Consider the following 17400-nt stretch of genomic DNA (forward strand, 5'->3'; position numbering starts at 1 on the left):
CCAAGTCCGACCATGACGAAAGGAAAAATCGGCGGCGTTGCCGCGTGCAAGTCTGAGGAAGCTACATGCCCACCAACAAGAAACTCCTGATCCTCGCCGGCGACGGCATCGGTCCTGAAGTGATGACGCAAGTGAAGCGCGTGCTGGACTGGTTCGCGAAGAACCAGGCGCTGAAGTTCGACGTCGAGGACGACCTGGTCGGCGGCTGCGCGATCGACAAGCACGGCATGCCCTTGACTGACGAGACCATGGCGAAGGCGATGAAGGCCGATGCAGTGCTGCTCGGCGCCGTCGGTGGGCCGAAGTGGGACAATCTGCCGTTCGAGATCAAACCGGAGCGCGGCCTGCTCCGCCTGCGGAAGGATATGGAGCTGTTCGCGAACCTGCGTCCCGCGATCGTGTTCGACGCGCTGGCGGAAGCCTCGAGCCTGAAGACGGAGCTGGTGGCCGGCCTCGACATCGTGATCGTGCGCGAGTTGACCGGCGGCGTCTATTTCGGTTCGCCCCGCGGCATCGAGACTCTGCCGAATGGCGAGCGCCGCGGCATCAACACCCAGGTCTACACCACCAGCGAGATCGTGCGCGTCGCGCGCGTTGCCTTCGAGCTGGCGCGCAAGCGGGGCCGCAAGGTCTGCTCGGTCGAGAAGGCCAACGTGATGGAAAGCGGCGTGCTGTGGCGCGAGGAAGTGACCAAGCTGCACAAGGCGGAATACAGCGACGTCGAGCTCAGCCACATGTACGCCGACAACTGCGCCATGCAGCTGGTGCGCCAGCCCAAGCAGTTCGACGTGATCGTGACCGACAATCTGTTTGGCGATCTGCTCAGCGATTGCGCGGCGATGCTGACTGGCTCGCTTGGCATGTTGCCGTCGGCTTCGCTCGGCGCGCCCGACGCGAATGGCCGGCGCAAGGCGCTCTATGAGCCGGTGCACGGCACCGCGCCCGACATCGCCGGCAAGGATCTCGCCAATCCGCTGGCGTGCCTGCTCAGCCTGGCGATGATGTTCCGCTATTCCTTCGACCTCGGCTCCTCGGCCGACCTGCTCGAGCAGGCCGCTAAGAACGTGGTCGCCGCTGGCTTCCGCACCGGCGACATTATGGCCGCGGGCTGCACCAAGGTCTCGACCACGCGCATGGGCGACGAGATTTTGAAGGAGCTCGATAGGCTCGCGAAGTAGCTCTTCGCCCGCTTCTGTCCATACTCTTTCTGTCACCCCGGCTCTTCGGCCGGGGTGACATTGAATTGTGCGCAGCTGTTGGGGCTACTCAGCCGCCGCCGATTGTTCCTTCCAACTCCTCAAGCCCAGCAGCTTCTCGCCCAACTCCGTCAGCTTGGCGCGGTCGTAGCGCGTCTTCTCCCACTGCCGCGGATCGCCGGGGAAGGCATAGCCCTTGGGTGGCTCGCGATCGCGCCAGGATGCGATGCGCAACTCGCGCAGCGCCTGGTTATCTTCATCCGCCGGCGCCATGGAGATGTATTGCGCCATGCGCACGCGGTTCTCGGAGCGGTTCGGCCGGATGCCGTGCGCCAGCAGCGAGTTGAAGATCAGGAGATCGCCGGCCTGCATCGGCACGTTCACGATCTCGAAGCCGGTGGTGTCCGGCACCCAGCCGTTGCGGTCGGCAGGCTGCGTCTTGCGCCAGTCTTCCAGCGTGCGGAACAGCTCCGGCACGCATTGGAAGCCGCCCACTTCTGAGTCGGTATCGACCAGCGAGACCACGCCTTGCACGTTGACCGGCAGCGGGTCCAACCGTGTGTCGGCATCCCAGTGGATGAAACCGTTGAAGCCGCGCGCCTTGCGGTTCGGCGGGTTCAGGTTCGCGCGATCGATCGTCACCCAGAGCTCTTCTCGGTCCCAGATGTCAACAAACGCGTCGTAGACACGGCGGTGCTGGCGGTTGTCCCAAAGGTGCTGGTGGTTATAGATCTCCACCATGCCGCTGTTGTTGAGCTCCTTCATCTCGTGATCGCGGAGCTGCGGTTTGTACCAAGTCGCCGGATCCTGCGGGTCCATCTCCTGGAACTCCCAGAGCAGATCGACCAAACGGCGGACGTTCGCCGCGGGGACCGCGTTCTTCACCACGACATAGCCCCAGGTCGTCCAGTGCTCCCAATCGGCGGAGGAGAGCACGCGCAGCGGAAGCCGCTTCTTGATGTCCTTCAGCTGCGTGGTCGCGGCATAACCGACCGAGGGATTGCCGGGCTTGCCATCGCCATATCCATAGCGGTCCATGAACACCTCTCCCAAAGCACAACAAAAACACAACAAGAGCAAAAGGTGCCGAGATGCTAGGTCAGCGCGCCAGGTCCATGTTCGCCGGCTCTGTCAAAAACATATACTCATCGGTCAAGTTCGGCGTATTCTACGCGCGATGAAGCCCATTTTCGAGAAAGTGACTGTGCCGGCGGGGGCGTCCTGGACCCTGTTCCACCGGCGGCTGCCCTCTTTCCCGTTCGAGTGGCACTACCACCCCGAATACGAGCTGACCTTCACGCTGAACAGCTTCGGCCAACGCTATATCGGCGACCACATCGCGCCCTACCGCGATGGCGACCTGGCGCTGGTCGGGCCCAATCTGCCGCACACCTGGCAATCGGCGCGCCCGATCGATCCGGCCAAGCCGCATACTGCCGTCGTCATGTGGTTCAACCAGGGCTGGGTCGAGCAGGTGCTGCGCCCGTTGCCCGAATTCCGTGCGACCTGCCGCATGCTGGATGCATCCACGCGCGGCCTTGGCTTCTCCCACAAGAGCGCTGCAGAGGCTCGGAGCCGCATTCTGGCGCTGCTAGCGCGCGATCAGACCGCGCAGGTGATCGGACTCATCGATCTCTTGGCCATGCTGGCGCGCGATGCCGATTTCATGCCGTTGTCGTCGCCGGCCGTCGCCGCAAAGGCGGTCAGCGAAAGCGAGGATGAGCGCATCGCGCCGGTGCTTGCCTATCTGCACGAGAACTATGCTGACCCCGCGCTCTCCGTCGCGACGCTCGCGCGCCGGGTCCATATGAGCCTCAGCACCCTGCATCGGCTGTTCCACCGTCACGCGCATATGAGCGTGACGGATTATGTGGTGCAGCTCAGGATCGGCCGCGCATCGGCTCTGCTGATCGGGAGCGATCGCCCCATCGCCCATATCGCCGACGAGGCCGGCTACCACAACCTCGCCAATTTTCATCGTCAGTTCAAAGCGATGAAGGGCGTCACGCCGCGGGCATTTCGGCGGGCCTACCGGGAAAAGCGCTGAGGCGGATTCCCTCTCTGCACCTGATCCAGATCAAGCAACGGGAACGAAATTGCGCTATGCTCCGTTCCAACAACAATAAGGAGGAGGGCTTGGACCATGTCCTTCAAGCATGTTCTTGTTCCGCTGTTCGGGCTGGACTCGGATCGCACGGCGCTTGATGCAGCCCTGATCGTCGCTCGCGCTCATCAGGCCCATGTCCAGGCGCTCCATGCGGTGGCCGATCCCTTGAAGACGACGCCCCTGATGGTCGATGTCGGTGTCGCGATTGCAGAAGTGGTAGCTGCTGCCGAACGCCACGCGGAAGCGCGCTCCGCGCAGGCGAAGTCGGCCTTCGATGGATGGATGCGGGCGAACAACGTCGCGCTCGGCGATCGGCCGGAACCGCACCCCAGCGCGACCGCGGAGTTCCGCGCAGAGAAGGGGCAGGAATCGGAGCTGCTCGCGCGCTTCGGGCGGCTGACGGACCTCATCATCATGGCGCGGCCGAAATCGGAGCAGGCGCTGGATCTGGTCGCGGTGGCGGTGGAGGATGCGCTGTTCTCCGCCGGTCGCCCCGTGCTGCTGATCCCCTCCGATTGCACGCCGGCGCAGCTCGAGGCGATGATGAATGGCGCTGCGATCATCTCCTGGAACGGCAGCATCGAGGCCATCCGGTCCATCAGCGCGGCGCTGCCGCTGCTCGGCGATCGTCCACGCGTACGCGTGATCAATGTGCAGGATTCCCATGCCGGCGTGCAGTCGGCGGCCGACCTGGTACATTACCTCGCGTGGCACGGAATCTCGGCGTCGGTCGGCGAAGGCGCGGAGATGGGCGGCAGCATCGCCGAGAAGCTGCTGTTGGCCGCGCGCGAGGTCGATGCCGGCCTGCTGGTCATGGGCGCCTACACACACAGCCGCCTGAAGCACCTGGTGCTGGGCGGAGTCACCAGCCACATGATCGACGCCGCCAACGTTCCGGTCTTCATGACGCACTGATCGCGACCGCTCTCCCCTATTGACGAGTAGTCCGCAACCGGCCGTGATGGGCCGGCTCATGCGCGACTATGCTTAGTCCAATTCATAAGGAGGGGCAGATATGCTCTACAAAGGCGGCTGCCATTGCGGCAACTTGGCTTTCGAAGTCGAAGGTGAATTGACCGAAGTCGTTTCCTGCAACTGCTCGATCTGCTCGCGCAAGGGTGCATTGCTGTGGTCCGTGCCGCGCGACAAGCTGCGTCTGCTGGGTTCGGGGCAGGGTGTGGGGCGCTACACCTTCAACAACCACGTCATCGAACATCGCTTCTGCCAGACCTGCGGCATACACCCCTATGCCGAGGATGCGGGCTCGCAGGAGGGACGCTCGGCTTACATCAACGTGCGGTGCCTGGAGGGTGTGGAGGCCGCTTCGTTGCCCGTCATCAATTTCGACGGCCGCGCGATGTGATGTCGGCTTCCGGCCCGCCCGTTCGTCCTTGCTGATGAGAGGCAAGCAGCGGAGGCGACGCGATGAGAAAGCTGATCTTGAGAATGAACCTGTCGTTGGACGGCTTCATGGGCGGTCCAAACGGCGAAATCGACTGGATCTTCAAGAGCTTCGATGACAGTGCGAGTTCCTGGACCGTCGAGACGCTGTGGCAAGTGGGGGTCCACATCATGGGCAGCCGCACCTTCCGCGACATGGCGGCCTATTGGCCGAGCTCGACCGATCCCATCGCAGCGCCCATGAACGAAATCCCGAAGGTCGTCTTCACGCGCAGAGGGTTGGAACAAGCCTCGACGACCCAGGCCCTGAAGGATGCGCCACGCGCGCAAGCGAAAGGCTCCGCTGCGGTCCCGCCTTCCGTTCTGGAGTCCTGGGCCAATCCGGGGATCGCGCGCGGCGAGCTGGCCTCCGAGATCGCGCGGCTGAAGCAGCAGCCCGGCAAGCCCATCTTGGCGCACGGTGGGGCCAGCTTCGCGCGCAGCCTCGTGCGGGAACGGCTGGCCGATGAATACTGGCTGCTTGTGTATCCGGTCGCGCTCGGTCGCGGGCTGGCGCCCTTCTCGGATCTCGATCGACCGCTCGACCTCAAGCTTGTGAGCTCGACCGCATTCGACGGCGGCTTGGTCGCGCACACCTATCGGCCAGTATGATCCCAGGTGCCCGTGCGCAGTGACTGCGGCGACCAGCCATCCGGCTGGAAGGTCCAGCGCAGCGGCAGCGCATCGGGGCGGTAGAGCATGCGGCGCGGGGAGAAGCGCCACAGGCGCTCCGCGCCTTCGAAAGCGGCGATCTCCGGCGAGTCGAGGATCACCTCGGCGTCGCCGGTGAGCTGCAGGAGGTCGCCGGCCTCGAAATCGACGAACAGCAGCCCGGCCTTCGGATTGGCAATCAGGTTGCCGAGGGTGTTGAAGAACCGATTGCCGGAGAAATCCGGAATCGTCAGCACACCGTCCGCATCGACGCGCACGAAGCCAGTTTTGCCGCCACGATGTGAAACATCGACCTCGCGTCGACCCGGTGCACGGTCGACGTAGGATGCGACGAAAAAGGTATCTGCCTGGGCGATTATCATCCGCGCGAGCTCGTTCAGCCGGTCGAGCACGCGTGGCGCTTCGGCCGTCGGTGCGGAGGGGTCCCGCACGAATGCGAAATCGCGCAGCTGGATGTATTGCGGGCAATTGCCGAAGCTCTGGTGGACAGTCACGTCGAATCCTCCGTCGTCGTGTCGCCGCACCAAGCCATTCAAGCGATTGCGGCGCCGCGTATGCAGCTCGATGCCGAGCAGGCCGACGGCATCGCCGTCATTCATGCCGTCATCCGCAGGATCGGTCCCCTCGCGCGCAGCCGCAATGCTGAGCCGGTACGGATCGGGCGCGTGCAGGAAACCCGGACTGCCGGTGCGGATCGTCGCCCAGGCATCGCCTTTGCTGTCGACCGCTCCCGCCACGATGAACGGCAGTTGCGGATAGAACAGCCGATGTTGCTCGATCAGATGATCGCGCAGGAGCAGATGCCCGTGCGCTGCCAGCTTCTCGGCGGAACCGGCGCTGCGCTGCATGGCGACCTCGCCGGCGTGCCAAGGCGAAGCGAAAGCCTGTTCCGCAACGTTCGACATGGCTGACCTTTCTTTCCTGCTCATGCCGCGTGCCGGACCTGCGCCTTCTGGAATGGGACGAAGCCTGGCAGCGCCTCGATGCGGCGAAGCCAGGCCTGGACGTTGCGATAGGGGGAGAGGTCGACATTCCCCTCCGGCGCGCGCGCGATATAGCTGTAGAGCGCGACGTCTGCGATGGTGGGCTGGGGCGCGGCGATCCAGCTCCTGCTTGCCAGTTCCTCGTCGATCACCGTCAGCACCACATGGGCGCGGGCGATCACCTCCTCGGCACTGAACTTGGCGCCGAACAGGGTGACCAGGCGTGCAGCCGCGGGCCCGAATGCGATCTGCCCCGCCGCGACCGACAGCCAGCGCTGCACCGATGCCGCGGCTTCCGGCGTTTCCGGCAGCCAATCGCTCCGGCCATACTTCTTCGCGAGATAGACCAGGATCGCGTTGGAATCGCTGATGATGGTGCCGTCATCATCCAGCACCGGCACCTGCCCGAACCGGTTCAGCTTCAGGAACTCCGGCGCCTTGTGCGCGCCCGCGGCGAAGTCGACCGGCACCAGCTGATGTTCCACCCCGATCAGCGACAGGAACAGATGCGCGCGATGCGCATGGCCGGATACCGGATGGTGGTAGAGTTTCATGGGTCCCTCTCCCTGGTGAGTGCGCAACGCGCTCGTCGCATCTCAAGATGATTATTTCAGGCACAGACGGAAGTAGGGCAATTCAGGAGTAACTCTTCCAAAGTACGAGAGGTCAGTTCTGCCGGCGTTTCGCCGGCTTTCCCGTCACTTTTCTATCGACAGAGGCCGCGAACCTCTGTAAAAGGGCCGCCGACCGGAGCCAGCGGGCTCATTGAGGGATTTGTAACGTGATCCAGTCCGTGATCACCCTGAAGACCAAGAAGACCACCGGCACCAAGACCGGGTGGTGGAGCGCGGCCTGACGGGATCTCGACGGATCAAAGGAAACCAGGGGCCGCAGCAAGATGCGGCCCTTTTTGCTTTTAGGTGAAGGAGCGGATCATGGGTTATCGGGTAGCAGTGGTCGGCGCCACGGGCAACGTGGGGCGCGAGATGTTGCAGACGCTGGCGGAGCGCAATTTCCCGGTCGACGAGGTCGTCGCTCTGGCATCGCAGCGGTCCGCGGGCGGCGAGGTCTCCTTCGGCGAGGGGGAGGTGCTGAAGGTCCAGAGCCTCGACCAGTTCAACTTCAAGGGCATCGACATCGTCCTGTCCTCGGCCGGCGCCAAGGTCTCGGCGGACTTCGCCCCGCGGGCTGGCGCGGCCGGTGCTGTGGTCATCGACAACACCTCCTATTTCCGCATGGACCCCGACGTGCCGCTGGTGGTGCCGGAGGTCAACCCGCAGGCCATTGCCGGCTACAAGAAGAAGAACATCATCGCCAACCCGAACTGCTCCACCATCCAGATGGTGGTGGCGCTGAAGCCGCTGCATGAGGTGGCGCCCATCAAGCGCGTGGTCGTGGCGACCTATCAGTCGGTGTCGGGCGCCGGCAAGGATGCGATGGACGAGCTGTTCAACCAGACTCGCGGCATCTACATGAATGCGCCGCTCGATCGCACCAAGTTCACCAAGCAGATCGCCTTCAACTGCATCCCGCACATCGACGTCTTCATGGACGACGGCTACACCAAGGAAGAATGGAAGATGTCGGTCGAGACCAGGAAGATTCTCGACCCCAAGATCAAGGTCACGGCGACCTGCGTGCGCGTGCCGGTCTTCGTCAGCCACGGCGAGGCGGTGAACGTGGAGTTCGAGAAGCCGCTTTCCGCCGACGAGGCGCGCGCGATCCTGAAGGCCGCACCGGGCGTCGGCGTGGTCGACCACCGGGTCGATGAGGGCTATGTGACCCAGGTCGAGGCCGCCGGCGAGGACAAGGTCTATGTCAGCCGCATCCGCGACGATGCGACGATCGATAACGGCCTCTCCTTCTGGGTGGTCGCCGACAACCTCCGCAAGGGCGCCGCGCTCAACGCGGTCCAGATCGCAGAGAAGCTGGCGAGCGACTATCTGAGCGGCAAGGCCGCCGCGTAAGTTCGAAGCCCTTCCTCCTTTGTTCACTGAGCCCCGTGTCCCGCGCGGGCGGGGGCTCAGTTCACTCCGCGGGCTGACGAGCCCGCCCGTTGAAGATGAAAAAGCTGAGGCCGGCCAGCGCCCAAACGCCGGTCCCGCCATACAGCATTACCCAACCAAAGCCTTGCGCCAGCGCTTCGTGGACAGTGGCTTCGGACAGTCCAGGAACTGAGACGACGTTTCCCGCGGCGATCCGCTCGGCAAGGAGCCACAACTGACTGGCGTCCATCTGCCCCGGCAACGCACCCGCGAGGTGGGCCAGCACGCCGTTCGCCAGGATAAAGCCCATCACCGCTATGTTGATTGCGAGCGAGACCATCCGCGCGCTGATGTCGATGCCGGAGGCCATGCCGGCGCGGTCGCTCGAGACCGAGCCCGTCGTCGTGTTGGTGACGGGTGTGTTGGTCAGGCCAAGGCCGATACCGGCAATCAGGCAGCCGGGCAGCATCGTCAGCCAATCTGGCTGCGCGATGGTGCTGCCGACCTTCATCAGCACGAATCCCACACCGATCGTGAACAATCCGGCTGGAATGACGAGACCTGGCCGGTAGCGCAGCGAAAGCCGCTCCCCGATGGGCGGCATCACCAAGGTCGGCAGGGTATAGGCTAACAAGGCGAGGCCGGCCGAAACACTGTCATAGCCTAGCCCGGCTTGGAACCAGATCGGCAGGTAGATCATGAAGGGCCAGAAGCTGATGTTCATCGCGGCCGAGCCGATGATGGCGCCCGAAAATGCGGGGATGCGAAAGACCGAGAAGTCGAACATCGGCCGCGGGCTGACCTTCTCCGCGATGAGGAAGGCGATCAGGCCTGCAATGGAGGCACCGAGGATCGCGAGGCCCGTCGGGCTGGTGAATCCGAGATCGGGTCCCTGCGTAATATAGAAAGCCAGGCAGAAAACGGACAGCGACAACGTCAGAATGCCGGCGATGTCGAGGCTGCTCGCCTTCGGGTCCCTCGACTCCTGGACGCTGTCCAGCGCGAGCACGAATGCCAGGATTGCAAACACCACGTGGACGAGGAACACCCACGTCCAATTCAGCACCGTAACGATGGTGCCGCCGATGATCGGGCCGAACCCCAGCCCAATGCCGAAGATGACTCCCCACCAGCCAAAGGCGATGGCGCGTTCCCGTCCGCCCTGGAATTGATGCGACAGCACCGCAATCTGGCAGATCAGCATGGCGCCGCCGCTCAAGCCCTGAAGAAACCGGGCAATGATGAGTGTAAGGACGTTCTCGGTCACGCCGCAGATCAATGATGTGAGGCCAAATGCGGCGACCGAGATCATGAAGATACGCTTGCGCCCGTAGCGATCGGCCAGGGTTCCGGTCGCCATCAAGACCGTGGTCACCGCGATGGTATAGGCGTTCATGATCCACTGGAGTTGCTTGAAGTCCGCGTGCAACTCCTTTTCAAGCGTCGGCAGGATTGCCGGGATGCTGGAAATCTCCAGTCCGAACATCAGGCATGATAGGCACACGGCGGCTAGGGCCATCGCGCTTCGGCGCGTCAAGGCAGCAGGCATGGTTCGACCTTTCGACGATATGGTCGGCAAACACGGGAATTCGACGATGACGAATGAGAGCTCCGGTCGCTCTCCGCAGATTGCTCTGCGACGTAGAGGTAGTCGCCGCTTGATGATCTTGGAATTGGATGATTGACTATTTCAGAGACAACGAATTTGGATAGCTGGCATGACTACGTTGGATGTCGATGCCGTCCAGGCATTCGTGGCGATCGCCGATCACCAAAGCTTCACGCGCGCAGCAAAAGCGCTCGGCTCCACGCAAGGTGCGATCAGCGTCAAGCTGAAACGGCTGGAGGAGCGGATCGGCCAGAGGCTGATCGAGCGGACGCCGCGGTTGGTGCGTCTGTCTGCGCAGGGCGCGGTGTTCCTAGATTTTGCGCGCGACTTTCTGGTCGCCCATGACCGCGCGGTGGCAGGCTTGCACGCGGGACGCCGCCGCCTTGTGCTCGGCATCGCAACCCACGTCGGCGGGGCCGAGGTTCCGACGCTGCTCGCCCGGCTGAACGCACACGACCCGGCACTCACCATCGAGGTGCGGCTCGACAATTCACGCGCCTTGCTGGATGCATTCGACCGCGGGGAAGTCGACGCGGCCATCATCCGCCGCGAAGACGACCGCCGCGATGGTGAAGTGCTTGCACCGGAACATTTCGGCTGGTTCGCAACGCCGAGTTTTGTGCATCGACCGGGCGAGCCATTGCGTTTGGCAGCATCGTCCCCGTCCTGCGGCATCCGGAACATCGCCACCCGTGCGCTGGACGCTGCGGGGATCGCGTGGACCGAGGTCTTCCTCGGGTGCGGTACCTTTGCCGTCTCCGACGCCGTCTCAGCCGGCTTGGCCGCCGCAGTATTCTCTCGCCGGCTTGCGCCGCCTGGCACGGTCGAGATCAGCCAGCGCTGGGGACTTCCGCCGCTCCCGTCATCCGAGATCGTGCTGCTGTCAACGCCCTCGGATGCGAGATCCCGCGCGACGCTGAAGACGCTCGCAACAGCCTTTCGCGAACACAGTACGTCAGAGTCCGTAGGCAGCGCCGCATGAGCGAGGCCTGTCGGCGCTATTTTGCCCAGTCATCCTGCGTCTGCACGATCAGCAGCTCGTCCGCATCCGCCGCCTCGGTCGCGGTGCAGATCACGTCCATTGCACGCATCGCGAAGTCGAGGGCGCCGGCAGCGTCGCGGTCACGCACGTAGTGTCCGGTGAAGAGGGCAGTGAATGTGTCGCCATTGCCTGACACGCGTAGTTTGCGGCGCGGCGCTTCCGCGCGATGCACCTTGCCGCCCTCCAGTGCCAAGGCGGCAATGCGGTCAGGCCGGTCGGCCGGAATACCGGTCGCCACCAGAATCTTCACGCCGGACTTCTGCTGCAAAGCCTGCGCAGCCTCGAGCGCCGACTTGCCATCCTTGACTGTGCGGCCGGTCAAGCGCGCCAGCTCGAAAGTGTTCGGCAACAGCACATCCGCGATCGGTACCAGGTCGGTGGTGATGGCGTCGGCTAGATCCGCCTTCACATAGAGCGCGTCATCATCGCCCATGACAGGATCGCAGGCGAAGATCGCGTGCGGCCTTTGCGCGCGGATGATTCCGGCCAGCTCCGCGGCCAGACGCGCGGTATCCGCGGTTCCGAGATAGCCTGTCAACAGCATGTCGACGTCGTCGAGGTAGCCCAGCTCTTTCAATCCCTGGATCAGCTCGTTCGCCTGCTCCGCCGGCACGGCGCGGCCGCGGAAGGTCGGCTTGCCGAGGTGGTTGGAGAACAGGACCGTCGGCACCTGCCAGACGGCATGGCCCTGGCGCTGCAGCACGAAGGCTGCGGCGGAGTTGCCGACATGTCCGTAGACGACTTGGGACTGGATGGAGAGGACGTTCATGAAAGAGGCGGACGCGGGCTGATGGGTGGACGGCGCCCGGTATCCTCATGATCGCTGCCGCGCTTGCAAGCGAAATCGGCCCCAAGACGGGGCCGATCTTGTTGCCGGACAATTGACAGCGCTATCTATTGGCCGCTCTCGGAGACAATATGGACAACGTCTGCCGGGCTGGCGATCCAGAAGCCGCGGAAGCCCTCCGGTAGCTTCTCGATCGCGTCGCAGCGGACAACCTTCCGCTCGCCCAGATGGCTGGCGGCCTCCTCGCTGTTGCTCGCCACGACTTCCAGCCACAGCTCGGTCTGGGAGAATTGTGGGCAATGATCACCAGCTTCGACTCGCCGTGATCGGTGACCGTGAGGCCGAGCGTGTCGCGGTAAAACTTCACGGCACTTTCGCAATGATGTGGCGGCAGCTTCATCGCCACGTTGTTGCCGCCGCGGTACTTGACGTTGGCCATCACGCTGCTCCCTTTGTCTGCAAGGCTGCGATCCTGTCGCTGTAACTGGGATGAAGATCCCCGAAAATCTTCGCGACGTCGATGGCGTCTCGGCCGGCCGTACGCGCCTCTAGGTTGTCGAGATACGCATGCCAGCCGGCGCTATGATTGGCCAGCTCATGGATCGGAAGGCCCGAGTGGAGCAGGGTCAGCAGCACCTTGTCGCCCTTCTCCGCAAGTTCGAAGCGCACCTCGCCTTCATCGCTTCCCTGGTACGAGCCGTCCGGCTGCTGGCGCTGCTGGAACCAGGAGAACGCGATGATATGCGGCTTCCGGAACTCGCGGATGGTTCCGCGAACACCGTCCGTTTCGCAGGCATGATCGCCGAAGCGAATCGCGATCGCGCCGCCGACCCGCGGCTCCAGTGTGACGTCGGCAAACCAGGTCTTCAGCAGCTCCGGCTTGGTGAGATAGTCCCAGGCCAGCTCGATCGGGCCCGGCAGCAGCCGTTTGAACTCCACCGTATGCAGATCGAGGATGCTTCCGTCGTGACTCATGGTTCCGTCCTTTTGGCTTGCTTGGCTAGAGGCTACCCGACGCTTGTCGTGACTGTCCTTTGCAGCCACTGTCTTGTTGGGATGAACTCAGTGGCTGTCAGTGCCCAGGTCGTCAGAATACCCGGCCCTCAGGCGAGACCACTGGGAGGTAGGACGTCCATCGATACGCATATGTTGCGTGCCTTCAAACCGTTGCGGCCAGCCGTTCGGCGAGTCCTCCCACGTTTCCTGGCGTCCATAGGCGGTCAGGTCGAGCAGCCGGAAGCTGTTGTCCATGGCCTCGACGCCGCGCCGCGTCGTCCAGTACGTCTCGAAGACCTTGGTTCCTTGCCGCAGGTAACAGACGATGTGCATCATGCCCACGCGGCGCCCAACCAGGAGGCTCTCGAGTGAGGCCTTGGGCGGCGAGTACCATGGCATCTCCCAGCCCATGAAGGCACGATACCGGGCGCTCTCTTCATAGGGGCCTTGGCAGAACACCGCGAAGGTCGCGTCTCGGGAATGAAGGTAAGACAGTTCGCGGACCTGCGATGTAACCCAGGTGCATCCCTCGCACTGCTCCGGCGCAGTTTGGCCGGGGCGCCACATGAAATAGTAGGCGATGAGCATCCGGCGTCCCTCGAACGCGTCCAACAGGGTCAGGGGTCCGCGCTCGCCGATGATCGGTATCGCGCCGTCAACCTCGGCCATTGGCAACCGCCGGCGGGCGGCCGCAATCGCATCGCCTTCTCGCGTGTGAGCTTTCTCGCGAACCCGCAGTGCCGCCAGCTCGGTCTCGAAAGTGCTCCGATCGACCACCGCAGGTGCTGTTGCAAATGCATCTGTCATGGCGTCTTTCATCGGTCCGACTCCATCCAGCTCTACTGTTCAGCGCTTGTCATAGTCGTCGTGGTGGCGCAGCCAATAGCCCGGCTCGTTGCGTCCCTTGGGCGCGCGGTCGAGCCACTGGTACATGCCCCAGAGGCCATCCAGTCCCCGGGCATAGGTGGAATATGTGTGATAGACGACGCCGTCCTCGCGCACGAAGGCGCTCATGCCCGGCCGCTCGCGCGTATACGTGGGCACGTCGGTGCCGGTCATGGCAGCGACGGGCCCGTCGTCGGGCATCGCGCGCGAAGGCATCGTGGCAAGAGGCGCCTCGCGCTGATAGTTGTATTCGATGCCACCTTCGCGCTGCTGCTGCTCGCTGAACCAGACGTTGAAGTCGGCGTTGAAGTCGCCGCCAAAGGATGATGCCCAGGGAAAGGTCCAGCCCATGCGCCGCTTGAACGCCTGCAGCTTCGCGAGCGGCGCCCGCGAAACCGCCCACAGCAGCACGTCGTGGTTGGCCAGGTGCACGGCAATACCGTTGAATCCATCCGCGATCGCCGAGCAGGAGGGGCACCCTGCCTTGTAGTCAGGCCCAAACATGAAGTGGTAGACGAGCAGCTGCGAGCGCCCTTTGAAGAGGTCCTTGAGGGAGGCGCTGCCGTCATCAGTCTCGAACCGATACTCCTTGTCGATCCGCACCCACGGCAGGCTCTGCCGTTGCTGCGCGACGGCGTCGCTGCGCCGCGTCAGCTCCTTCTCCGTCTTGAGCAGATCGAGCCGTGCCGCCAGCCACTCGTCGCGTGTTCCGGTCCTATGTGCCGTCATTACTCACTCCCTTCGCGTTGTCGGCCCTCGATTGGGAACTGAGAGCCCCCGGTCACGCCGCTCCCGATCGCTGCAGGGATGCGATCCGCTCTTCGTATTTGGGGCGAACGCGCTCCACAACTTCCATGAAGTCGATGCCACCTCGACCGGCGATCCGCGAATCCAGATTGTCGAGATAGGCATGCCAGCCGGCGCTGTGAGGTGCCAGCTCCTCGGTCGGGAGGCGCGAATGGAGTAGCGTCAACAGCACCTTCTCGCCTTTCTCTTGCAGCTCGAAGCGCACTTCGCCTTCATCGATTTCCTTGATCGAGCCGTCGGGCTGTTGATACCGCTGGAACCATGTGAAGCAGAGCACGTGCGGCCGCCGGAGCTCGCGGATGGTGCCGTGGACGCCGGCCGTATGACCGCCGCAGGTCTCTGTGCTGAAGCGCACGTCGACGGTTCCGCCGACATGCGGCTCCAGCGTGACGTCGGCGAACCAGGTCTTCAGTAATTCCGGCTTGGTGAGATAGTCCCAGGCCAGCTCGATCGGGCCGGGCAGCAGGCGCTTGAATTCGACGGTGTGCAAATCGAGGATCGATCCATCGCGACTCATGGCTTCTTTCCTTTCGGCTTGCGTGGTTTGGAACGCGGCTTCTTGGCTTCCTCGGCCTTGTGGCGCTGTATCTGCCGCTCCAGCTCGTCCAGCCGCGGAATCCAGAAGCGGCGGACGTCGGAGAGCCACTGCTCGAGCTCGGCGAAGCCGGCGGGGTCGAGCGCGTAAATCCGGCGTTGTCCGTCGACCCTGACCCGAACAATGCTCGCTTCCCTCAGCACTTTCAAATGCTGCGAGACGGCCGGGGCGCTGATGTCGAAGGCGCCGCCAATCTCTCCGGCCGCCAGCTCGCGCCCTGCCAGCATCTCCACGATGCGGCGCCGGTTCGGGTCGGCAAGGGCGATCAGGGACTGCATGTCGCATATGATGAAGTATGAACTTAATTAAGTCAAGACGAAAATAATGGCGCGAGGGGTGTCCAATCGACCTTGCCTTGGGTCGGTCGCCTTTCAGAGGGTGGCGGAGTGGTGAGTCCTAGTTGTGCGCGTGCAGGTCGCTGGCCGCGATTTCGAAGCGCAACAACTCCTTCTGCGCGCCCTCGCTGCGGTAGGTGACGCGCACCTGCGCATCCTCGTCGAGCGGCAGCGTCACAAGGTCGGTCTGCGGCAGCAGGAATTCGAGATAGCGCAAACTGTAGTGGCGGTATTCGAAATCGACGCCGTTCACGGCGAAGCGCTGACTGGTCTCAATAAACAGCCCGTCGGGCTGCCGATCGATGGCGGTTGCAGCGACCGGTCCGGCCTCGATCGACATCTGCGTCGCATCGCGCGCCGCGGCCCGGCTGTGCCATAGGGTCCAATATTGATAAAGAACCGTGGGCGCATAGGAGAGATAGAGCACCCAGAGGCCGAGCTGAATCGGCCTGCCGGCCGACCTCCACCTACGCGCTTTGGCCACATGGGAGAAGGCGAGCAGCAGCACCGGCACGGATAGCACGATCACCAGTGGACCCGGCTGAAGTTGTGCGGCCCCCGCATCCAGCACGGTGGTATATTCGGACTTCATCGAACGCTCCCCTGTCCGGCGCGTCGCTGTTGTCCCCCGAGATCGTCATTATCCTCAAATTCCTAATGCCCTGTTAATCTTTGGGTGGATTTGAGCCAAGGGCGGCAGCATTTGGGCATGCCTTTGCGGGACGTGGCTAAGCCGTTATGTTGCGGTGCGATAGGGCGAGCGATGGGCGCGACATGTCGATCAAGACCAACGCAGGCAATTTCTTCGAGGATTTCCGGCTGGGGCAGGAGATCGTCCACGCCGTGCCGCGCACCGTCACGGCAGGGGATGTGGCGCTCTATATCGGCCTGACCGGTGCGCGCTTTTCGCTGCATTCTTCCGACGGCTTCGCGCAGGCGCTTGGCTACGGCAAGGCGCCGGTCGACGACCTCCTGGTCTTTCATATCGTGTTCGGCCGGACGGTCGCCGATGTCTCGCTGAATGCGGTCGCCAATCTCGGCTACGCGCAATGCAAGTTCGGCGCCCCGGTCTATGTGGGCGACACGGTCAGCGCGCGCTCGACCGTCATTGGACTCAAGGAGAACTCCAACCGCGAGAGCGGCATCGTCTATGTGCGTTCCATCGGCCGCAATCAGCGCGATGAGATCGTGCTCGACTACGTGCGTTGGGTGATCGTGAAAAAGCACGACCAAGCAGGGCCGGCACCCGACGCACATGTGCCCGATCTGGCCGACGTCGTTGCGCCGACGGACTTCTACATCCCTGCAGGCCTGCAGATGCAGCGCTATGATCGCGCGCTCGCCGGCTCGCCTCATGTGTGGGAGGATTATAAGAAGGGCGAGCGCATCGACCACGTCGACGGCATGACTCTCGAAGAGAGCGATCACATGACCGCGACGCGCCTCTATCAGAACAATGCCAAGGTTCATTTCAACCAGCACGCCGAGTCCAAGGGACGGTTCGGTAGGCGCCTGATCTATGGCGGGCACATCATCAGCCTGGCGCGCGCACTCAGTTTCAATGGCCTCGCCAATGCCTTCCGCGTGCTCGCCATCAATGGCGGCCGGCATACCAATCCCAGCTTTGCGGGCGATACGATCTATGCTTGGAGCGAGGTGCTGGACGTGATCGAGCTGGCCGGACGCGCGGATCTGGGCGCCTTGCGGCTCAGAATGGTCGCCACCAAGGACCGGATGTGTGCAGACTTCCCCGGTCCGAATGCCGCCGGCAAGTACCCGGCGGAGGTGGTGCTGGACCTCGATTACACTGTCCTATTGCCGCGGTAGACCGACTAAAGGTGGGGGTCCAGCGAGTGCCGTCGCATTTGACGCTGCACTGCAAAAACGCTAATCAGGCAACAGCGTCTTCGTGGGGTCTGGCGGCCTGCGCACGGCCAGCGGCCTCATTTCTGGGACCTGGC

General features: G+C 63.4%; 20 protein-coding genes. 8 read left to right on the forward strand and 12 right to left on the reverse strand.

What is annotated here, in order from left to right; genetic code table 11:
• The first annotated feature begins 65 nt into the window (after positions 1 to 65).
• The gene (gene leuB / locus DTX69_RS11465; protein WP_119301665.1) at positions 66 to 1178 is read left to right on the forward strand and encodes a 3-isopropylmalate dehydrogenase; all 1113 of its coding nucleotides are present in this window, start codon (positions 66 to 68) and stop codon (positions 1176 to 1178) included.
• Positions 1179 to 1262: 84 nt separating this feature from the next.
• On the opposite strand, the gene DTX69_RS11470 is transcribed toward leuB, so the two are convergent.
• Entirely contained in the window at positions 1263 to 2234 is a 972-nt protein-coding gene (locus DTX69_RS11470) for a phytanoyl-CoA dioxygenase family protein (RefSeq protein WP_119301666.1), read from the reverse strand.
• 139 nt (positions 2235 to 2373) lie between these two features.
• Here DTX69_RS11470 and DTX69_RS11475 point away from each other — a divergent pair, with 139 nt between their 5' ends.
• The 4 genes from DTX69_RS11475 (at position 2374) to DTX69_RS11490 (ending at position 5355) form a co-directional block, all read left to right on the forward strand.
• Positions 2374 to 3243 (forward strand): helix-turn-helix domain-containing protein, encoded by an 870-nt coding sequence (locus DTX69_RS11475; protein WP_119301667.1) that lies wholly within the window; start codon positions 2374 to 2376, stop codon positions 3241 to 3243.
• Positions 3244 to 3339: 96 nt separating this feature from the next.
• A complete protein-coding gene (locus DTX69_RS11480; RefSeq protein ID WP_119301668.1) occupies positions 3340 to 4218 on the forward strand; it encodes a universal stress protein in 879 nt (292 codons plus the stop codon).
• 100 nt (positions 4219 to 4318) lie between these two features.
• On the forward strand, positions 4319 to 4666 hold the full coding sequence (locus DTX69_RS11485; RefSeq protein WP_119301669.1) for a GFA family protein: 348 nt from the start codon (positions 4319 to 4321) through the stop codon (positions 4664 to 4666).
• 62 nt (positions 4667 to 4728) lie between these two features.
• Positions 4729 to 5355 (forward strand): dihydrofolate reductase family protein, encoded by a 627-nt coding sequence (locus tag DTX69_RS11490; RefSeq protein ID WP_119301670.1) that lies wholly within the window; start codon positions 4729 to 4731, stop codon positions 5353 to 5355.
• On the opposite strand, the gene DTX69_RS11495 is transcribed toward DTX69_RS11490, so the two are convergent.
• On the reverse strand, positions 5340 to 6320 hold the full coding sequence (locus tag DTX69_RS11495) for a pyridoxamine 5'-phosphate oxidase family protein (RefSeq protein WP_119301671.1): 981 nt from the start codon (positions 6318 to 6320) through the stop codon (positions 5340 to 5342). The genes DTX69_RS11490 and DTX69_RS11495 overlap by 16 nt on opposite strands.
• A 20-nt stretch (positions 6321 to 6340) precedes the next feature.
• Positions 6341 to 6952 carry a glutathione S-transferase family protein gene (locus DTX69_RS11500; protein WP_119301672.1) on the reverse strand — a complete coding sequence of 204 codons (612 nt, stop codon included), beginning with the start codon at positions 6950 to 6952 and terminating at the stop codon, positions 6341 to 6343.
• Between the two features lie 381 nt (positions 6953 to 7333).
• On the opposite strand from DTX69_RS11500, the gene DTX69_RS11505 reads away from it, so the two are divergent.
• On the forward strand, positions 7334 to 8365 hold the full coding sequence (locus DTX69_RS11505; protein WP_119301783.1) for an aspartate-semialdehyde dehydrogenase: 1032 nt from the start codon (positions 7334 to 7336) through the stop codon (positions 8363 to 8365).
• A 61-nt stretch (positions 8366 to 8426) separates the two neighbouring features.
• Here the strand turns inward: DTX69_RS11505 and DTX69_RS11510 are convergent, their stop codons facing one another.
• A complete protein-coding gene (locus DTX69_RS11510; RefSeq protein WP_407643980.1) occupies positions 8427 to 9932 on the reverse strand; it encodes an MFS transporter in 1506 nt (501 codons plus the stop codon).
• Positions 9933 to 10110: 178 nt separating this feature from the next.
• Here DTX69_RS11510 and DTX69_RS11515 point away from each other — a divergent pair, with 178 nt between their 5' ends.
• Entirely contained in the window at positions 10111 to 10974 is an 864-nt protein-coding gene (locus DTX69_RS11515; protein WP_284735704.1) for a LysR family transcriptional regulator, read from the forward strand.
• Between the two features lie 16 nt (positions 10975 to 10990).
• On the opposite strand, the gene pdxY is transcribed toward DTX69_RS11515, so the two are convergent.
• The 8 genes from pdxY to DTX69_RS11555 all read right to left on the reverse strand — a co-directional run bounded on the left by pdxY (position 10991) and on the right by DTX69_RS11555 (position 16031).
• On the reverse strand, positions 10991 to 11803 hold the full coding sequence (pdxY, locus tag DTX69_RS11520) for a pyridoxal kinase (protein WP_119301675.1): 813 nt from the start codon (positions 11801 to 11803) through the stop codon (positions 10991 to 10993).
• Between the two features lie 125 nt (positions 11804 to 11928).
• Complete coding sequence (locus DTX69_RS30610) at positions 11929 to 12081, reverse strand: hypothetical protein (RefSeq protein WP_284735705.1); 153 nt, start codon at positions 12079 to 12081, stop codon at positions 11929 to 11931.
• A 178-nt stretch (positions 12082 to 12259) separates the two neighbouring features.
• Positions 12260 to 12796 carry an SRPBCC family protein gene (locus DTX69_RS11530; protein WP_119301676.1) on the reverse strand — a complete coding sequence of 179 codons (537 nt, stop codon included), beginning with the start codon at positions 12794 to 12796 and terminating at the stop codon, positions 12260 to 12262.
• Between the two features lie 87 nt (positions 12797 to 12883).
• Complete coding sequence (locus tag DTX69_RS11535) at positions 12884 to 13636, reverse strand: DUF899 family protein (protein ID WP_284735706.1); 753 nt, start codon at positions 13634 to 13636, stop codon at positions 12884 to 12886.
• A 27-nt stretch (positions 13637 to 13663) separates the two neighbouring features.
• Positions 13664 to 14431: a DUF899 domain-containing protein gene (locus tag DTX69_RS11540; protein WP_119301677.1), complete on the reverse strand. Its 768-nt coding sequence runs from the start codon at positions 14429 to 14431 to the stop codon at positions 13664 to 13666.
• Between the two features lie 52 nt (positions 14432 to 14483).
• The gene (locus DTX69_RS11545) at positions 14484 to 15026 is read right to left on the reverse strand and encodes an SRPBCC family protein (RefSeq protein WP_119301678.1); all 543 of its coding nucleotides are present in this window, start codon (positions 15024 to 15026) and stop codon (positions 14484 to 14486) included.
• Positions 15023 to 15382, reverse strand: a complete 360-nt coding sequence (locus DTX69_RS11550; protein ID WP_119301679.1) for an ArsR/SmtB family transcription factor — start codon at positions 15380 to 15382, stop codon at positions 15023 to 15025. The genes DTX69_RS11545 and DTX69_RS11550 overlap by 4 nt, the downstream gene beginning before the upstream one ends.
• A gap of 118 nt (positions 15383 to 15500) precedes the next feature.
• On the reverse strand, positions 15501 to 16031 hold the full coding sequence (locus DTX69_RS11555) for a hypothetical protein (RefSeq protein ID WP_119301680.1): 531 nt from the start codon (positions 16029 to 16031) through the stop codon (positions 15501 to 15503).
• A 182-nt stretch (positions 16032 to 16213) separates the two neighbouring features.
• Between DTX69_RS11555 and DTX69_RS11560 the strand changes: the two genes are divergently transcribed.
• Positions 16214 to 17266, forward strand: coding sequence for a MaoC family dehydratase (locus DTX69_RS11560; protein ID WP_119301681.1), 1053 nt, complete (start codon positions 16214 to 16216; stop codon positions 17264 to 17266).
• Positions 17267 to 17400 lie beyond the last annotated feature (134 nt).

Origin of the sequence: Dongia deserti (assembly GCF_003574735.1) — a bacterium.
Taxonomy (GTDB): Bacteria; Pseudomonadota; Alphaproteobacteria; order Dongiales; family Dongiaceae; genus Dongia_A; species Dongia_A deserti.

Excerpts from the sequence above, each read along its gene's own strand:
- leuB (WP_119301665.1), top strand. The coding sequence starts at position 66 with ATGCCCACCAACAAGAAACTCCTGATCCTCGCCGGCGACGGCATCGGT.
- DTX69_RS11470 (WP_119301666.1), bottom strand. The coding sequence starts at position 2,234 with ATGGACCGCTATGGATATGGCGATGGCAAGCCCGGCAATCCCTCGGTC.
- DTX69_RS11475 (WP_119301667.1), top strand. The coding sequence starts at position 2,374 with ATGAAGCCCATTTTCGAGAAAGTGACTGTGCCGGCGGGGGCGTCCTGG.
- DTX69_RS11480 (WP_119301668.1), top strand. The coding sequence starts at position 3,340 with ATGTCCTTCAAGCATGTTCTTGTTCCGCTGTTCGGGCTGGACTCGGAT.
- DTX69_RS11485 (WP_119301669.1), top strand. The coding sequence starts at position 4,319 with ATGCTCTACAAAGGCGGCTGCCATTGCGGCAACTTGGCTTTCGAAGTC.
- DTX69_RS11490 (WP_119301670.1), top strand. The coding sequence starts at position 4,729 with ATGAGAAAGCTGATCTTGAGAATGAACCTGTCGTTGGACGGCTTCATG.
- DTX69_RS11495 (WP_119301671.1), bottom strand. The coding sequence starts at position 6,320 with ATGTCGAACGTTGCGGAACAGGCTTTCGCTTCGCCTTGGCACGCCGGC.
- DTX69_RS11500 (WP_119301672.1), bottom strand. The coding sequence starts at position 6,952 with ATGAAACTCTACCACCATCCGGTATCCGGCCATGCGCATCGCGCGCAT.
- DTX69_RS11505 (WP_119301783.1), top strand. The coding sequence starts at position 7,334 with ATGGGTTATCGGGTAGCAGTGGTCGGCGCCACGGGCAACGTGGGGCGC.
- DTX69_RS11510 (WP_407643980.1), bottom strand. The coding sequence starts at position 9,932 with ATGCCTGCTGCCTTGACGCGCCGAAGCGCGATGGCCCTAGCCGCCGTG.
- pdxY (WP_119301675.1), bottom strand. The coding sequence starts at position 11,803 with ATGAACGTCCTCTCCATCCAGTCCCAAGTCGTCTACGGACATGTCGGC.
- DTX69_RS11530 (WP_119301676.1), bottom strand. The coding sequence starts at position 12,796 with ATGAGTCACGACGGAAGCATCCTCGATCTGCATACGGTGGAGTTCAAA.
- DTX69_RS11535 (WP_284735706.1), bottom strand. The coding sequence starts at position 13,636 with ATGAAAGACGCCATGACAGATGCATTTGCAACAGCACCTGCGGTGGTC.
- DTX69_RS11540 (WP_119301677.1), bottom strand. The coding sequence starts at position 14,431 with ATGACGGCACATAGGACCGGAACACGCGACGAGTGGCTGGCGGCACGG.
- DTX69_RS11545 (WP_119301678.1), bottom strand. The coding sequence starts at position 15,026 with ATGAGTCGCGATGGATCGATCCTCGATTTGCACACCGTCGAATTCAAG.
- DTX69_RS11550 (WP_119301679.1), bottom strand. The coding sequence starts at position 15,382 with ATGCAGTCCCTGATCGCCCTTGCCGACCCGAACCGGCGCCGCATCGTG.
- DTX69_RS11555 (WP_119301680.1), bottom strand. The coding sequence starts at position 16,031 with ATGAAGTCCGAATATACCACCGTGCTGGATGCGGGGGCCGCACAACTT.
- DTX69_RS11560 (WP_119301681.1), top strand. The coding sequence starts at position 16,214 with ATGTCGATCAAGACCAACGCAGGCAATTTCTTCGAGGATTTCCGGCTG.